The following is a 17,293-nucleotide window of genomic DNA, read 5'->3' on the forward strand; positions in this document are numbered from 1 at the left end:
GTATGTTAAGATTAAAAATGTAAAATACAGTATAAAGCAGGAAAAGGGAGAATAGAATATGGGCGCAAAGAAGAAAGAGCTCTTGAGTGTAACTGACATCAGAGAGATTACTGGGCTAGGTAGAGATAGAGTTTATGAACTAATGTATAGTGGGGAGTTTACAGTATATCGATTTGGTAATCGCTTCATGGCGTTAGAAAAGGATTTTTATGCATGGCTTTATAATGAGAAGAATAAGAATAGCTTTGTTTTTAAGGTTAAGGGATTATAATAGAAGATAAATGATAATAGTTTATAAACAAGCGAAACTTAAAGGAAAATACAACGTAAATATTGAATAAGTAAAAAGAGCATCGGCTCCTACCCCGACACTCTTACATTTTCTATTTATTGTATTACAGTACTGATTAATGTTAAGTTGGTTTTAAGAGTAGCTAATTCATTCTCTGAGGTTGCAGCCTCGCTAAGTGATTGAGCAACTACTATTTTTGCAATTTCATCTTGGTTGTCTGTCTCTTTTCCCAAGTAATCGACAACCAAGATACCTCCATTGGTTTGAAAACTTGCTTGATAATGAGTGTTTCCTAGTTTGTTATCTTCATAGCGTTCCATCCTGTCGCTGTAAGTTTCAGTAACACCTACGATGCCGATTGCTGGAAAGAAAAGTATTGGATCTTCAAATACTACTTGATTGTACAAGCTGTCGTATTCGTTCCAAGAATCCTCTAAAGTGGATTGCCTTTCTTTATTCGATGAAGCGAAAACATAAGGGACTGTAACTTCGACACCCATAGAGACCAATTTTTGACCAGGCTTTAAATTATATGCGTGTTCAAATTCAGGATCTTCTTCACCATAATTATCTTCGGTAACAAATGTAACCTTATAGTCTGCTGGTGAGTAAACAACTACTTTCTTACGGTCATAGCGGATGTTTAAATCACCTATTGTTTCAGAACTTGTTAAATCAGCAGATTCCGAGCAAATAAAGCAAAGCTCATAATACTTAACCATAGTAGCACCAAAAACCTGATAAACGTTACCTTCTACTTGTACACTAGTTGACATAGACATTCTCCTCGTAAAGCCAATAGGGCTTTTTTATTTTGGTCAAACTTGGAAAAGCATGTTCTTGATTTCGAGTATAAGTGACAAGTCGGATAATGTAAAGGATAAATAAATTATTTGATGGGTATCTTTTAAATTATTTATTGACTTTTTGAACGGTATTATCTATATTAAAGCTAAGATATACATTAATAGGAGGTGTGGATATGGCAGAGAAGGTATACAACTTAAAATACGATACTGAGTATGACAGAGATATTCATGATTGGATGGAGAAAATACCGAAGAGTAGAAAAGGCGAACTTATAAGAAGTGCTATTCGCTTATGGATGAATCAAGATAACGAAAAGACTTTAATTATTCCAGTAGGAAATCCAGATCCAAAATAGCACAAAGTATTTTTACAACAGAACGGAGTATTATAATTGAATAGATTATCTAGAAAATAATCAAACACTTGGTATAGTAGGCTTTCCTCTAAAAAGCGTAAATTATATAACGGTAATTTAAAAACAGATTACTATCAATACTTTGGACCGAGGCCACCGAGGAAAGATTAAGTAAGAAAGGTTTAACTGATACGAACACATTATTTTTTGATAAACTATTCATTGAATGAGTAGCTACTTCCAAAAAGTAATGTGTTCTTTTTAATTTAACCAATTAATCAGATTTAAAGTTGAGAGGTGTTAGAGTGAGCAAAAAAATAGTTTTGATTGTAGCGATTGTTTATTCAATCGTATGCTTGATATTAAATAATGTCCTGCAAACGGCTGTAGGAGGATATATGATGACCTTAAGCTTACTCGCTTTTGTAGTCGCTTTTATAGGAGTTCTATATTATATTTTGAAGTTTAACATTAAGTGGTTCAGGTTCAAACATAATCAAAGAAACCATTAGGGCTAAAAAAATGAAACCTAACTTAAGATCACTCGTAAATGATAAATGTAATAAGGATTAAAAATATATCCAGTTTCAAATGTTTATTTTTCTTCTAATTAGGCTATTTATCCTAAAAAAATGTTGCTAAAAAGGAGCTACCAATTATGCCAACGAATGAAATCATTGACTACCATGAGGAACCGTCATCGGACGACCGTACATTCGCAATGCTTATTTATGTATCAAGTTTCTTTACGACAATTATAGGACCATTAATTATATGGTTACTTAAAAAGGATCAATCTCCTTTTATAGATAAACATGGGAAAGAATATTTTAATTTTGTGATTTCGTATGCAATTTATACGCTTATTGGATTTATAACGATCTTTCTTTTCATCGGTTTTATCATTTTACCAGTGGTTGGATTGTTGGGCTTCATCTTTACAATTGTCGGTGCGATAAAAGCATATAACGGTGAATGGTACCGCATACCACTTACAATTCCTTTTATTAAATAAGAGAGTTTAGCGACGGACTTAGGTTCGTCGCTTTTGTTTGGGTTAAAACTGGTCTCATCATTTGATGGATGCTAAGATGGTGGAGAAAAGGTGGTTGATTCATATGAATACACTTATTATTACGAGTTATGCAGTAGGAAAAGATCATGAGAAAACAATCATATTTAAGAGTACGGAGAGCAAGGACATTCATCAGCTCATATTCGACGGGTTAAAAGCGCTTTTACAAAAAGAAGAATTAGAGGCTTCTCCTGGAATTGGTGAACAATTAAGTATTAATATGATTGAGCAGGAACCTGGGCAGTCCCTACCACGTATACAACACATTTCTGTTTCTGGAGAACTTGAGGATCTTTTGCTGAATCGACTCGATGATATTCAAGAATGGATAACACAGCACGAGATTAAAGAAGTCTCCAATCATTCGGATACGCTCGCGAAATTAGTTAGTGAACTTTCATAATTTCATTTACCAAATTAAGTTAGGAGTGATTTTTTGAGTCAAAATCTATTAATGTTAGGAATTGATGTAGGAACAACAAGTGCGAAGTCAATGATTTTCAACACGCAGGGAGTGGTTGTAGGATCAAGTGAAGTTAGTTACCCAACGCTATCGCCGCAACCTGCTTGGTCAGAACAGGATCCTGAAGTGATCCTTCAAGCGGTAAAGGGATCCATTAAGCAAGCAGTTGCGTCCTCGGGTCTTGCTCCGAATAAAATTGCTGCTGCAGGTTTTTCGACAGCAATGCATTCTTTATTAGCTGTCACAAAAGATGGAAAGGCCATTACAAATAGTATCATTTGGTCGGACAATCGAAGCTCTGAGCAAGTAAGAAAGCTTAAACAAACAAATGAAGCAGCAGCCTTTTATATGCGGACTGGGACGCCCATTCACACTATGTCTCCTTTATCAAAGCTCTTATGGATGAGGGAGCATACACCAAATGTGTTTAATGACGCGTACAAATTCATCTCCATTAAAGAATACATTTGGTTTCATCTATTCGGAGAATTTGTAGTTGATTATTCAATTGCTTCAGCAACGGGTCTCTTTCACCTTGAAAAAAATGAGTGGGACTTGGATATTTTGTCATCGATTGGTTTGCCTATTGATAAATTATCACCGCTCGTTCCGGTTACATATAAAAAAGAGTTACCTTATACAAGCCTTGCTGATGAATTAGGTGTAAGTCAGGCGATGCCATTTGTTATTGGTGCTAGTGATGGTGTGCTGGCTAACGTGGGGGCTGGTGCCGGTGCAAGTGATAAAACGATTATAACGATCGGAACAAGCGGGGCAATTAGGAGAACCGTAGATCAGCCGATAACGGATCCTTTGCAGCGAACGTTTTGTTATGCGTTAACTGAAAACAAATGGGTAATAGGTGGAGCGACAAATAATGGAGGAAATGCGTTTAGATGGTTTCGAGATGAGTGGTCAAAAGGGAAGTCCTCTGGGGGAGACGAACCGGTTACAGAGGATCTATATGAGTACTTATTGCATCTAGCATCTACCTCACCAGCCGGAGCAAAGGGATTAGTATTTATGCCTTTCTTAAATGGAGAACGTGCTCCGTATTGGAATCCGGATGCTCGTGCTGGATACATTGGTATAGCTAATCATCATACACAAGCCGACTTTACTCGGGCATTACTTGAAGGAGTTATTTTCAGCATCTATTCAGTTGGTACTGCTTTGCAGGAACTAGGTGGACCGATAAAAGAGATTCGTGCTTCTGGCGGCTTTGCTAGGTCAGAGCTATGGCTTCAAATTTTAGCAGATATATTTGGTCATACCATTGAAATTCCGGCAAGCTACCACGCTTCCGCTTTTGGTGCGGGCATTATAGCTTTAATAGGTGGAGGACAGTTAGACCATTTAGAAGAGTCGGATCGATGGACAGACGTTACACAAATGATTGAACCGGACCTTACCACTCACCAGACATATGCTCAAATCTTTGAGATCTATCAGTCTATCTACCTTGCATTAGAAAAGCCGTTTCAACAGCTTGCAGACATTCAAAAAACGCATATTCATAAACCATATGAATGATGTAGATGATAATTTGATTATGTAAACCTGTGGATTAGCCGTTTCCTTAGATTTCCCCTCCCCGTATGATAGAGTGCACCACGATATATATGATATGGGAGGGGATTTAATGGTTAAAATCTTTTTAGATCCAGGTCATGGTGGTACAGACCCAGGTGCAGTAGGAAATGGATTACAGGAAAAATCACTTGTGCTTACGATTGCGAGTTTAGTAAGGGACATGCTTCTAGATGAGTACCTTGACGTTGAAGTAAGAATGAGTCGTTCAACAGATGTATTTGTAGCTCTCTCAGAACGTAGTCGGTTAGCCAATCAGTGGGGTGCAGATTACTTTATGTCAATCCACATTAATGCAGGTGGAGGGACGGGGTTTGAATCCTTTATTCACTCAAGCCGTGCTGCCAGAACCGTACAGTTACAAAACACGGTTCATGCTGCAATTATGGAGCAATTATCCGTTGCGGATCGGGGCAAAAAATCAGCTGATTTTGCTGTTTTGAGAGCGAGCAGTATGCCTGCGATCTTAACAGAGAATCTATTTATTGATCGAGTCAGTGATGCGAATCTTTTAAAGGACGCTGCCTTTCTTCGTTCCGTGGCACGTGGCCATGTAAATGGAATTGTACGTGCCTTTCAACTGCAGCGAAAGCCCGGTTCTGGTGGTGGAAGTGTGTACCGTGTCCAAAGTGGCGCCTTTAGTAGTGAACAAAATGCTACTCAATTAAAGACGAGACTAGAACAAGCGGGATACCAACCATTTATTCGTTTAGAAGGTGGCCTGTATAAGGTTCAAGTAGGAGCGTTTTCGAATCAAACGAATGCCGAAGCGTTTGCAGTAGAATTGCGTAGTAAAGGCTTTGAGGCTCAAGTATTTCTTTCATAAATCAGCAGATGTATGCATACCTTCATAGATGGGAAGGTTATTAGCAGTTTCTGAATGATATGGGGGAATGACAATGGATGTAATGAAAAACGATGCTTATGCTCAGTCCGTTTTAAAAAGACTAGAAAAAGCAATAAATACTGTAGAGGCCAATATTGCTGCTGAGCTAGGTGAAATGAATGGTGAGCAGGTTCAACAAGCAAATTTATTTATCAAAGAAGCTCGTTCTGACTATTTAGATGCACAGCAATATGTCACAAAGCAATCGTATCTGTAAGAAAAAAAAGAAGCGGAAGCCTATATGCTTACGCTTCTTTTTTTGAGTGTTCTTCTGGATGAGCTGCATCCGTAAAACGAGGCTGTATAAATTCTACCCGATCAAGATCTGTTTGATAGTCAATCGTCATTCCATCCACGTACCAAAAATCATCTGGAGTGACAAAGAATGAAATACCTTGCTTTTCAATAATAAATGATTGTGGAGTTGGAAGATCTCTCATAACGCCTACTGAAAACCCTCCTGAACCAACGCCTCCAACTCGTACATAAAGACGAACAGATTCGCCGTCTCTCAGTTCCATTTCTTTTTTATATAACGAAACAACCGAATCTGATAACGTTAATTGCATTTCTAACCCCTCCTTACATAAATAGTGTATCATATTAAGCAGAATATTTTCGAAAAAGAGAAGGAACATCTTTTTCGAATGTCGAAATAAGTAGTTGCTCCATTTTAGTACATAAGAGATTGGTGGGTTTAATATGAAAGCAGAAGAAAAATATCTTGGCCTAGTCCAAAAGCAAAATCATTACAATCAAGCATTGTCACTCCTTGCATGGGATGCCCGTACAGGTGCACCTAAAAAAGGAGCAGCACAACGTTCAGAAGTGATAGGAACTCTATCATCAGATGTGTTCGCTTTATCTACATCAAATGAAATGAACGAACTGCTTTCTGAACTTGAAAATGAAAAGGACTCTCTTTCTGAAATTACAGCGAAAAGTATTGAAGAATCGCGTAAGGATTATGATCGAAACACGAAGATTCCCGCTGAAGAATTCAAGGAATACGTTACGCTTCAATCGCAAACAGAGACACTGTGGGAAGACGCAAAGGATCAATCTGACTTTGACATGTTCCGTCCTAACTTAGAGAAATTAATTGAATTTAAGAAACGTTTCATTGGCTATTATGGTGAGGATACAGGCCATGTATACAACACGTTACTTGATGATTATGAGCCTGGTGTGTTTGTTGATACCATTGATGAGGTATTTGCTGAGTTAAGAAATAATTTAGTTCCTCTTGTTCAAGCAGTAACGGAGTCTTCACACCAACCTAAAATGGATAGCTTATTCGCCCATTTTCCTAAAGCAAATCAACAAGCGTTAAGCAAAGATATCTTAAAGGAAATTGGATTTGATTTCTCAGCAGGCCGTATGGATGAGACGGTTCATCCGTTTGCGATGGGGATTAACCCTTATGACGTTCGTGTAACAACGAAATACAATGAGTCTGATTTCCGTGTATCTCTGTTTGGCACGATTCATGAAGGTGGCCATGCGTTATATGAACAAAATATCTCTCCAGAATTAATGGGTACACCGCTTTGCGGAGGAACTTCAATGGGGATTCACGAATCTCAGTCCTTGTTCTGGGAAAAGTTTGTTGGACAAAATATGGCTTTTTGGGAGCGGAACTATCCGTTATTAAAGAAGCATGCCAATGGACAGTTTGATCATGTAAGTTTGGAAGATTTCTACTTTGCAGTAAATCAGGCAAAGCCATCTCTTATTCGAATCGAAGCGGATGAGTTAACCTATTGCCTACACATTATCCTTCGTTATGAGTTAGAAAAAGCACTAATTGAAGGTAGTCTTGCTGCAAAAGACCTACCACACGTATGGAATGAAAAAATGGTTGAATACCTTGGGGTTAAGCCTAGCAATGATGGTGAAGGCGTGCTTCAGGATGTACACTGGTCCTTTGGGTCCTTTGGATATTTTCCTTCCTACGCATTAGGTTATATTTATGCTGCTCAACTAAAGGAGTCATTCACCAAAACAAATCCTAACTTTGACGATTTAATTCGCCAAGGCGATTATGCGCCAATCCGTCAATACATGACTGAGAATGTTCATCAGTTCGGTCGAGGCAAAAAGCCAGCTGATATCCTAAAGGATACAACAGGCTCTGGAATTGACGCTAAACCGCTAATTCATTACTTAAAAGATAAATACACTACTTTGTACAAGCTATAATCATAGGAGCGGGCAACTTGCCCGTTTTTTCTTTGTGTATTATTCCTAGTTGACTACTATGAATAATGGGTATATAATAATGAAAAGAGGGAAAGGAGCAATTCTGTATGGCGCATTTAACAATGTTAACGGAAAATCCGCTTATAAATAAACAAGATAAGATGTTTAAAGCACAGTTAGAAACGTGGGTCCTGCAACAAGGTCATGAGCTTTCAGAAGTTTCTATTACTACTTTCACTCCGGATCATCTTGAAACGGACATTTTTATCCTTGCGATACCTGTAGAACAAGATGCTTACCAGGCATTTAAGCGCTTTTTACAGTCGTTACCTGAAAACACCTTTAGGGATAATCAGGTTTTTCCTTTTATCCTTGGAGGAACGATGGCTCACGTAAGTATTATGGAGTTGTATCTACAGCCATTGCTGAACCGCTTAGGAATTATAGAGGCCTTAACGATTGTACCTAAATCTACTAAGTCACAGAAACAACAATATGTAAAACAACTGTTTTCTCAATCTAGATTTAATCAATTCTTACAACCATATATTGCAATTTAATGTTGTAAGCTGAGAGCCGACTAAAGTGGTTCTCAGCTTTTTTGTTAAGCTAAAGGGTAAGAACTTCTTTTAATCCGCTAACGATCATTTCAACTGCCATTACCGTTAAGATAAGCCCCATTAAGCGTGTAACGATTGAAAGTTCCGTTGCATTAAGCTTGCTATGAATCCAATGTGAATAATAAAAGATCACATAAGTGACTAAGAGAATGACCGTAAAGGCAATAAAAACACCAATGGTATGACTCAGCCTAGCAGAATGTTCAGAGGTCAAACTCATCACGGTAGCAATGGTTCCAGGTCCAGCAATTAATGGAATGCCCAAGGGAGTAATTGAGATGTCGTCCTTTTCTAGCCCTTCCTGTTGCTCTTCTTCGTGAAGGGTATGGCTATGCCTTGACTTTGCACTGACCAAATTGTAGCCAATTCCGAAAATAATAATCCCACCTGCAATACGAAGTGCATCAACTGTGATGCCAAATGCTCTAAACAAAATCGGCCCAAGAATTAGAAATGCAGTTAGGATCACAAATGCTGTGAGTATAGCTTTAAAGGCAATGGTCCTCGTTTCTCTCACAGTATTCGTTTGTGTCATGGCGATAAAGATAGGAACGTTTCCTATAGGGTTCATGATAGCGAAGATTGAAACAATCGCTTGAAGTGTAAAAGAAAGCATAATGAAACCTCCATCGTAGGATCTTTATGATAGCTTTCCTCACTTTTTCGGATCAATTCAGGCCTTAGAGGACTTAAATGTTTTGGTTTAGGGTATAAGATGGGGTGAACTTATTTTTAGATAGATAAAATAGAGAGGTTGTGCAGGATTGATAACGTTTGAAGGGGTCACTAAAACATTTGCAGATGGAACAAAAGGTGTAAATCACTTATCGTTGACCATTAACAGCGGTGAGTTTTTTGTACTAATTGGACCAAGTGGTTGTGGGAAAACAACAACAATGAAAATGATTAATCGATTGATTGATCCAACGGAAGGAACCATTAAAATTGATGATGACCGTGTACAAGACGTCAACATACATAAGTTGAGGTGGAATATCGGATATGTGCTTCAGCAAATTGCATTATTCCCAAACATGACGATTGCAGAAAATATCGCAGTTGTACCGGAAATGATGAAGTGGAGCAAACAAGAGATTCAGACAAGAGTTGATGAATTGCTGCAAATGGTTGGGCTCGATCCGGAACAATTCCGTCATAGAATGCCTGATGAGCTATCTGGTGGACAGCAGCAGCGCATTGGAGTGGCACGTGCGCTAGCAGGAAATCCTAATATCATTTTAATGGACGAGCCTTTTAGTGCACTCGATCCAATTAGTCGGGAACAGCTGCAACAAGATATTAAGAATCTGCAAAAGGATATCCAAAAGACGATTGTTTTTGTTACACATGATATGGATGAAGCATTGGCATTGGGTGAGAAAATCTGTGTGATGCAGGATGGGACCGCCGTTCAAATTGGGACGCCTGAGGAATTGATTACAAACCCCAAAAACGAATTTGTTCAACAGTTTATTGGGAATCGTGCACCTAAAAACGCTGAATCAATTGAAGCATTTATAAATACTGCTAGCCCTTATCTACAACCAAATCATTCAAACGATGTAGAATTACAGTTTATCTTAAATCAAGATGGTTCATTAGCAGAAACCACATATCGCAAATCGAATCAATTGAATGTAGAAGTGTTGTCTTATAAGAATTCTGTTAAAGATGTGTATGCTTCTCTTCAGAAAAGCAATCTTCCAGCGCTTCCCGTTGAGCGAGAAAACAAAATAATAGGGACGATTTCTTATGAAGATCTTGCCCGCATGGCAGCAGAAGGGAGCGGGAGCAAATGAGTGGATTTATAAGTGATTTTTATAACCTCTTTATCCAAAGACAAGACATGCTTTGGCAAGCACTTTGGGAGCACTTGCAGTTATCGATTATTTCTTTACTCATTGCTGTGGTTATCGCTGTACCTGTAGGGATCCTGTTAACTAGAAAAGACAGTATTGCTGAAGTGATTATAGGGATTGCAGCTGTCCTTCAAACGATACCAAGTCTTGCATTACTTGGATTCATGATTTTATTTGTCGGGATTGGGACTACTCCTGCTATTATTGCGTTAACCGCTTATGCCCTTTTACCAATTCTTCGTAATACGTACACGGGTATTAAGGAAGTTAACCCTGCCATTCGCGAGGCAGCAAGGGGAATGGGAATGAACTCACTCCGTAGCCTTATAAAAGTGGAACTTCCAATCGCTTTGCCTACAGTTATGGCCGGGATTCGAACATCTATGGTTCTAATTGTCGGTACGGCGACGCTTGCTGCATTAATTGGAGCTGGAGGTCTGGGAGACTTAATTATGACGGGCATTCAGCGATCGAACAATGAGTACATTTTACTTGGTGCGATCCCAGCGGCACTTTTAGCTTTGTTGTTTGATGGCATTTTACGTTTAACAGAAAGGCTAAGCAAACGGAATTCGTATAAACCGGTAGTTGCAGTCATAGGATTATCACTTGCCATTATCTTTGTTCCGCTTTTAGCTGGAAGAGGTGCCGTAGGTCCAGATCTTGTTGTTGGTGGAAAAATGGGTGCCGAGCCTGAGATTGTTGGAAACATGTATAAGCATTTGATTGAAGAGCAGACTGATCTTACAGTGCAAGTCCAAGGAAACTTAGGAGCGACGGATTTTGTTTTTAATGCATTACGAGTTGGTGACATTGACGTATATCCAGAATTCTCTGGTACGATTGTTGGAGAATTACTCGCATTAGATGACTTTAGCTATGATCCTGATGAAGCGTACCAGCAAGCAAAAGAAGGAATTTATGATGAATATCAATTTCGTTTCTTAGAACCAATGTTATACAACAATACGTACGCTATTGCTGTGCCTAGAGAGCTCGCTGAAGAACAAGGAATTGAAACGATCTCAGACCTAAACTCAGTAAAAGACGACTGGTCATTTGGTTTTTCTTTTGAATTTATCGATCGTCAAGACGGTTATGCAGGATTCCCTGAACGATATGGGTTTGAACTGGGTAACGTAACATCTTTAGACGTTTCAGCTGGTTTCAGGGCAATTGAAAGTGGAGACATTGAAGGAACCGATGTCTTTTCAACCGATCCTCAAATTGTGGAGAATGATCTATTGGTATTAGAAGATGATGAAAACTTGTTCCCTCCTTACCAAGGCGCACCATTAATCCGTGAGGAAACATTAGAAACGTATCCTGAAGTTGAAGACATTCTTAATCAGCTTGCCGGAAAAATCTCAGAAGAAGATATTCAAGAATTAAACTATCTAGTCGATATTGAAGACGAGAACCCAAGTGATGTAGCGAGAGATTATTTAGTTGAACTTGGGCTATTAGATGAGTAATGAGTGCAAATTTACTTTTTAGGGTATGATGGTTGTACACGTGATACGAAAGGAATGATACAATGTCTATTGAAAACCCATCGAATCAAGCGATCACAAATATTCTTCACACGAGTAAGCGAATTGCTGTAGTAGGACTTTCAGACAATCCTGAGAGAACTTCTTATATGGTTTCAGAGGCGATGCAAAAAGCAGGCTATGAAATCATTCCAGTGAATCCTACGATTGATGAAGCATTAGGTGTTAAGGCCGTTTCTTCGCTCCACGAAATTGACGGAGACATCGATATTGTGAACGTCTTTAGAAGAAGTGAGTACCTCCCTGATATCGCAAAAGAAACAGTTGAAGTTGGAGCGAATGTCTTCTGGTCGCAGCTTGGTGTGGTAAACCAAGAAGCATATGATTATTTAAGAGAGCATAACATCGCAACAGTAATGGATCGTTGTATTAAAGTGGAACACGCAAAATTTAAATAAGAGTTGGGAGGGTGCCGAATGGTATCCTCCCTCAATAATCCTCTTTTACCAGACTCAATTACAGCTTAAAATAATAATAAAAATATAAAAGAACCTTGATATAACTGAAATAACCTTTAGAATGAACTTATAACTATAGCAAGAAACGTATGTTCGGTTTTTGTGCTACAATAGTAGCAGCACGTTGAAAGGGGTTCAAACTTTGGCAAAATCACAAATAGAATATAACGATGATGCGATACAAGTACTAGAAGGGTTAGAAGCCGTACGTAAAAGACCTGGTATGTATATTGGAAGTACAGATTCACGTGGCTTACACCATTTGATCTATGAAATTTTAGATAACGCTGTTGACGAAGCAATGGCGGGATTCGGTGATTACATAAAAGTAACACTTCATTCAGATGGAAGTGTCTCGGTACTAGATAATGGGCGTGGTATGCCTGTTGGAATGCATAAAATGGGGAAACCAACCCCTGAGGTAATCTTAACTGTTCTTCACGCCGGTGGTAAATTTGGTCAAGGCGGATATGCAACAAGTGGAGGCTTGCATGGTGTTGGTGCCTCTGTTGTTAATGCACTTTCTGAGTGGCTCGTTGTTGAGATTAGACGCGATGGAGAACATTATCAGCAGCGATTTGAGAATGGCGGGAAACCTGCGACAACACTCGAGAAAAAAGGGAACACTCGCAAATCAGGAACGGTTGTTCGGTTCAAGCCGGATCCAACCATTTTTTCAACAACCACCTTTAATACAGAAATCCTTTCAGAGCGGTTGCGTGAAGCGGCATTCTTATTAAAAGGTCTTACAATTGAATTGTCAGATGAGCGTGGATCGGAAACCGTGGATGAAACCTTTTTCTTTGAAACGGGAATTGAAGCCTTTGTTCAGTATTTGAACGAAGGAAAAGAAACACTTCATCCAGTGATCACTTTTAGTGGCGCTCAGAATGGAATTGAGATGGAGATGTCCTTTCAGTTTCATGATGCGTATACGGAAAATGTATTAAGCTTTGTGAACCATGTACGTACAAGGGACGGCGGCACACATGAGCTTGGTGCTAAGTCTGCCATGACCCGAAGTTTTAATGAACATGCAAGGAAATTAAAGCTCCTTAAAGAAAAAGACAAGAACTTAGAAGGCGCAGACATACGTGAAGGCTTTACAGCCATTATCTCTGTACGTGTGCCTGAAGCAAAGCTCCAGTTTGAAGGTCAAACCAAGAGTAAGCTAGGAACACCAGAAGCACGTTCTGTTTTAGATAGTGTTGTGTCTGAAAAGCTAGCGTATTTCTTTGAAGAGAATCCGGATATTGGGACAAGTCTCATTCGAAAAGCGATTAAAGCTTCTCAGGCGCGAGAGGCAGCAAGAAAAGCACGTGAGGACTCCCGAAATGGTAAGCGTAAAAAACGTGATGTGTTATTAAGTGGAAAGCTAACACCTGCTCAATCTCGAAATCCCAAGCGAAATGAACTGTATCTCGTTGAGGGTGATTCTGCTGGAGGTTCAGCAAAGCAAGGACGCGACCGCAAGTTCCAGGCTGTACTACCGTTGCGAGGAAAAGTCATTAATACGGAAAAAGCGAAGCTAGATGATATTATGAAGAATGAAGAAATTCGAACCATTATTCATACGATAGGTGCTGGCGTAGGTGCTGACTTCACTATTGAAGATGTAAACTATGACAAAGTAGTGATCATGACAGATGCTGATACCGATGGAGCACATATTCAAGTACTTCTCCTTACATTCTTTTATCGTTATATGAAAGAATTATTTGATGCGGGCAAGATTTATATTGCACTACCACCTTTATACAAAGTCAGTAAAGGCGCCGGCAAAAAAGAAGTGGTTGAATATGCTTGGGATGAGCGTGAGCTAGACAAAGCAACGAAAAAAGTCGGAAAAGGCTATGCCCTGCAACGCTATAAAGGTCTAGGTGAGATGAATCCTGTTCAACTATGGGAAACAACAATGGATCCAGAAACGCGAACGCTTATTCGAGTGACACTTGATGATGCTGCGAGAGCAGAAAAGCGTGTCACCACATTAATGGGTGATAAAGTCGAGCCGCGTCGTAAATGGATTGAATCTCACGTCGCGTTTGGTTTAGAGGAAGAAACGAATATTTTAGAAAATGAGAACTTAGGTGTGACGGAGGGCGAGCAAAATGTCTAAAAGTGAACGTTATCTTGATCTTCCGTTAGAAGAAGTCATCGGTGATCGATTTGGACGCTATAGTAAGTACATTATCCAAGAACGTGCATTACCAGATGCAAGAGATGGACTAAAACCCGTTCAACGACGAATTCTTTATGCTATGTACAAAGAAGGTAACACGGCGGAAAAGGCTTACCGTAAATCAGCAAAAACAGTCGGAAATGTAATCGGTAATTATCATCCACACGGTGACTCATCTGTTTATGAAGCCATGCTTCGAATGAGCCAAACATGGAAGGTGCGTCAATTACTAGTTGATATGCATGGGAACAATGGATCAATTGATGCTGATCCACCAGCTGCTATGCGTTATACAGAAGCTAGGTTATCTGCTATTAGCTCTGAATTACTCCGAGACTTAGATAAAGATACGGTTGAGTTTATTGATAACTTTGATGACACAGAACAGGAGCCAGTGGTTCTTCCAGCAGGATTTCCAAACCTACTGGTGAACGGTTCTACAGGGATTTCCGCAGGGTATGCAACAGACATTCCACCGCATAACCTACGCGAGATCATTGATGGCGTTATTATGCAGATGGAAAAACCTGAAACGTCCCTTGATGATCTTCTTCAAGTCGTAACAGGTCCTGATTTTCCTACTGGAGGCATTGTTCAAGGTCTTGATGGGATCAGACAAGCGTATAAAACGGGTAAAGGGAAAGTGGTTGTTCGTGCAAAAACAGAGTTAGAGGATTTACGTGGTGGACGCCAGCAAATTGTCATTACTGAAATTCCATTTGAAGTGGTAAAAGCCAATCTTGTCAAAAAAATGGACGAAATTCGTTTTGATAAAAAAGTAGATGGGATTACAGAGGTCCGAGATGATACAGACCGAACGGGACTGCGGATTGTTGTTGAACTGAAAAAAGATGCAGATACTAATGCCATCCTGCATTATTTGTTTAAAAATACGGATTTGCAAACAACCTTCCACTTTAATATGGTTGCCATTTATCATAAGGCACCACAATTAATGGGACTTCAAGCGCTAATCCAAGCGTACATAGATCATCAGAAATCGGTTATTAAGCGTCGCTCCGAATATGAGCTGAGAAAAGCGAAAGCTCGCGAACATATTGTAGAGGGATTAATTAAGGCTGTTTCGATTCTTGATGAAGTTATCAAGGTCATTCGTGCGTCACAAGATAAACGAGATGCAAAGAATAATTTAATCGATTCCTTTTCTTTCACCGAAGAACAAGCAGAAGCGATTGTTAATCTTCAACTTTATCGTTTAACCAATACGGATGTAACCACTCTTCAAAAGGAAGCAGAAGAGCTTAAAAACCGTATTAATGAATTGGAAGCAATTCTTTCAAGTGAGAAAAAGCTTATACAAGTTATTAAAAAGAATCTAAAACGGGTGCAAAAAGAGTTTGGAGAAGATAGACGAACTCAAATTACTGCCCAAATTGAAGAGTTAAAGATCAATATGGAAGTACTTATTGCAGCCGAGGATGTTCGCGTAACCGTAACAGATTCTGGTTATGTGAAACGGACAAGCTTACGATCCTTCCAAGCATCGAGTAAAGAACCTACTGGTATGAAGGAAGGAGACCGTATCCTCTTTAACCAGGAGTTGAATACAACGGACACCTTGTTACTATTCACTAAACAAGGGAACTATCTCTATATTCCTGTACATCAATTGCCGGATATTCGTTGGAAAGACAATGGACAGCATGTGGCGAATCTCGTAACACTTGATCGAGATGATGAATTTTTATGTGCTATGGGTGTCAGGGAGTTTACAGAAGAGGACTCCCTACTATTCTTAACGAAAGATGGTATGGTCAAACGGTCACAGCTGTCACTATATCAAGCAGCAAGACACTCTAAAGCGTTAGTGGCATTAAAGGTAAAAGACGGAGACCAGCTTTTATCCGTTACACGAACGAAGGGAACTAGCGAGATTTTCCTAGCCACTAATCAAGGGTACGGACTATGGTTTGGGGAAGAGGAAGTCAGCTTAGTTGGTCAGCGTGCAGCTGGTGTGAAGGCTATAAACTTAAAAGAAGGCGATACGGTTATTGGAGCAGAGACTTTCTCTTTAGACGAAAAAGTAGAATTTATTCTTGCAACACAACGTGGTTCCGTGAAAAAAATGGCGATAACGGAAATGGAAAAAAGCTCAAGAGCCAAACGCGGGCTAGTGATGTTACGTGAGTTGAAAAGTAACCCACATCGACTCGTAGGCTGTATGCGGATCTTTGCACCGACAGATGAATTTGTATTGCGTTCTGAAAAAGGAATGGAAACAACGATTCAAGCAAAATCCTATCGACCTAGTGATCGATATAGCAATGGCTCATATGCTGTTGATACGCAAAAGGATGGATCACTTACGGAAATGAAACGCATTCCTAATGATCCAATCATTGAAAAAGAGTAGGCCCAAACGGCTTACTCTTTTTTTGATCTGAGACAAAGGTTTATAACCATTTTTGAGGGGAATACAGAATACAAAGGAGGCGCTACATATGCCATTAACAGACAAACAAATGCAATCCTTAAAAGAGGAGTTGCTTACACTTAAAAAAAATCTTGAAGGTGAAGAAGGCTTCGAGGAGGATTATACAGAAACAACAGGTGAACTATCTAGTGGAGTAGATAATCATATGGCAGATCAAGCAGCCGAATACGAGGACCGGATGAAAGAACAAACATTCCAGCGTGCAGATCAAGAAAAGCTTCAGGAAGTAGATGAAGCGTTAGAGCGCATGGAGGAAGGGACGTACGGGGTTTGCGTTGATACTGGAGAAGAAATCCCTTATGAGCGATTAGAGATTGTACCGTACACAAAAAGAACGATAGAAGCTCAACAAAAAGTTGATCAAGAAGGTTCAGATCAAATGGCCGATCAGCAATTTGCTGAAGCGATGGACAATGTGGCTGATCGAGATACGTTGCGAGAAGAAACATTAACTACAACTAAACTTGATAAAGAACAAGACGCTTATAGATAA

Annotated in this window: 18 protein-coding genes; 15 read left to right on the plus strand and 3 right to left on the minus strand. The window is 39.4% G+C overall.

All coding sequences use genetic code 11. The annotated features are described in order from the left end of the window. Positions 1–58 precede the first annotated feature (58 nt). Positions 59–271: a helix-turn-helix transcriptional regulator gene (locus JNO66_RS03970; protein WP_203086897.1), complete on the plus strand. Its 213-nt coding sequence runs from the start codon at positions 59–61 to the stop codon at positions 269–271. A 116-nt stretch (positions 272–387) separates the two neighbouring features. Here JNO66_RS03970 and JNO66_RS03975 read toward each other — a convergent pair whose 3' ends face one another. Beyond that, the gene (locus JNO66_RS03975; RefSeq protein WP_203086898.1) at positions 388–1,068 is read right to left on the minus strand and encodes a hypothetical protein; all 681 of its coding nucleotides are present in this window, start codon (positions 1,066–1,068) and stop codon (positions 388–390) included. Positions 1,069–1,274: 206 nt separating this feature from the next. Between JNO66_RS03975 and JNO66_RS03980 the strand changes: the two genes are divergently transcribed. The 6 genes from JNO66_RS03980 to JNO66_RS04005 all read left to right on the plus strand — a co-directional run bounded on the left by JNO66_RS03980 (position 1,275) and on the right by JNO66_RS04005 (position 5,688). Further along, positions 1,275–1,457, plus strand: coding sequence for a hypothetical protein (locus JNO66_RS03980; RefSeq protein WP_203086899.1), 183 nt, complete (start codon positions 1,275–1,277; stop codon positions 1,455–1,457). Positions 1,458–2,115: 658 nt separating this feature from the next. After that, on the plus strand, positions 2,116–2,472 hold the full coding sequence (locus JNO66_RS03985; protein ID WP_203086900.1) for a DUF4870 domain-containing protein: 357 nt from the start codon (positions 2,116–2,118) through the stop codon (positions 2,470–2,472). A 103-nt stretch (positions 2,473–2,575) separates the two neighbouring features. Beyond that, a complete protein-coding gene (locus JNO66_RS03990; RefSeq protein WP_203086901.1) occupies positions 2,576–2,935 on the plus strand; it encodes a hypothetical protein in 360 nt (119 codons plus the stop codon). Between the two features lie 33 nt (positions 2,936–2,968). Next, complete coding sequence (locus JNO66_RS03995; protein WP_246483157.1) at positions 2,969–4,528, plus strand: gluconokinase; 1,560 nt, start codon at positions 2,969–2,971, stop codon at positions 4,526–4,528. A gap of 109 nt (positions 4,529–4,637) precedes the next feature. Then, positions 4,638–5,411 carry an N-acetylmuramoyl-L-alanine amidase gene (locus JNO66_RS04000; protein ID WP_203086902.1) on the plus strand — a complete coding sequence of 258 codons (774 nt, stop codon included), beginning with the start codon at positions 4,638–4,640 and terminating at the stop codon, positions 5,409–5,411. 73 nt (positions 5,412–5,484) lie between these two features. After that, a complete protein-coding gene (locus tag JNO66_RS04005) occupies positions 5,485–5,688 on the plus strand; it encodes a hypothetical protein (protein ID WP_203086903.1) in 204 nt (67 codons plus the stop codon). A gap of 28 nt (positions 5,689–5,716) precedes the next feature. On the opposite strand, the gene JNO66_RS04010 is transcribed toward JNO66_RS04005, so the two are convergent. After that, complete coding sequence (locus JNO66_RS04010) at positions 5,717–6,040, minus strand: iron-sulfur cluster biosynthesis family protein (protein WP_203086904.1); 324 nt, start codon at positions 6,038–6,040, stop codon at positions 5,717–5,719. A 133-nt stretch (positions 6,041–6,173) separates the two neighbouring features. On the opposite strand from JNO66_RS04010, the gene JNO66_RS04015 reads away from it, so the two are divergent. Both JNO66_RS04015 and JNO66_RS04020 read left to right on the plus strand, forming a co-directional pair. Beyond that, a complete protein-coding gene (locus JNO66_RS04015; RefSeq protein WP_203086905.1) occupies positions 6,174–7,673 on the plus strand; it encodes a carboxypeptidase M32 in 1,500 nt (499 codons plus the stop codon). 107 nt (positions 7,674–7,780) lie between these two features. Beyond that, on the plus strand, positions 7,781–8,233 hold the full coding sequence (locus JNO66_RS04020) for an NADPH-dependent FMN reductase family protein (RefSeq protein ID WP_203086906.1): 453 nt from the start codon (positions 7,781–7,783) through the stop codon (positions 8,231–8,233). 49 nt (positions 8,234–8,282) lie between these two features. Here the strand turns inward: JNO66_RS04020 and JNO66_RS04025 are convergent, their stop codons facing one another. Then, the gene (locus tag JNO66_RS04025) at positions 8,283–8,909 is read right to left on the minus strand and encodes a MarC family protein (protein ID WP_203086907.1); all 627 of its coding nucleotides are present in this window, start codon (positions 8,907–8,909) and stop codon (positions 8,283–8,285) included. A gap of 148 nt (positions 8,910–9,057) precedes the next feature. Between JNO66_RS04025 and JNO66_RS04030 the strand changes: the two genes are divergently transcribed. The 6 genes from JNO66_RS04030 to JNO66_RS04055 all read left to right on the plus strand — a co-directional run bounded on the left by JNO66_RS04030 (position 9,058) and on the right by JNO66_RS04055 (position 17,293). Next, on the plus strand, positions 9,058–10,092 hold the full coding sequence (locus tag JNO66_RS04030; protein WP_203086908.1) for an ABC transporter ATP-binding protein: 1,035 nt from the start codon (positions 9,058–9,060) through the stop codon (positions 10,090–10,092). Next, complete coding sequence (locus JNO66_RS04035) at positions 10,089–11,627, plus strand: ABC transporter permease/substrate-binding protein (protein WP_210340762.1); 1,539 nt, start codon at positions 10,089–10,091, stop codon at positions 11,625–11,627. The genes JNO66_RS04030 and JNO66_RS04035 overlap by 4 nt, the downstream gene beginning before the upstream one ends. Before the next feature lie 62 nt (positions 11,628–11,689). Next, positions 11,690–12,103, plus strand: a complete 414-nt coding sequence (locus tag JNO66_RS04040; protein WP_203086909.1) for a CoA-binding protein — start codon at positions 11,690–11,692, stop codon at positions 12,101–12,103. A gap of 202 nt (positions 12,104–12,305) precedes the next feature. Beyond that, entirely contained in the window at positions 12,306–14,282 is a 1,977-nt protein-coding gene (gene parE / locus JNO66_RS04045) for a DNA topoisomerase IV subunit B (protein WP_203086910.1), read from the plus strand. After that, complete coding sequence (parC, locus tag JNO66_RS04050; RefSeq protein ID WP_203086911.1) at positions 14,275–16,719, plus strand: DNA topoisomerase IV subunit A; 2,445 nt, start codon at positions 14,275–14,277, stop codon at positions 16,717–16,719. Before parE ends, parC begins: the two co-directional genes overlap by 8 nt. Positions 16,720–16,807: 88 nt before the next feature. Further along, positions 16,808–17,293 carry a TraR/DksA family transcriptional regulator gene (locus tag JNO66_RS04055; RefSeq protein WP_203086912.1) on the plus strand — a complete coding sequence of 162 codons (486 nt, stop codon included), beginning with the start codon at positions 16,808–16,810 and terminating at the stop codon, positions 17,291–17,293.

It is taken from the genome of Alkalicoccobacillus gibsonii (assembly GCF_016798245.1).
GTDB lineage: Bacteria > Bacillota > Bacilli > Bacillales > Bacillaceae_D > Alkalicoccobacillus > Alkalicoccobacillus gibsonii.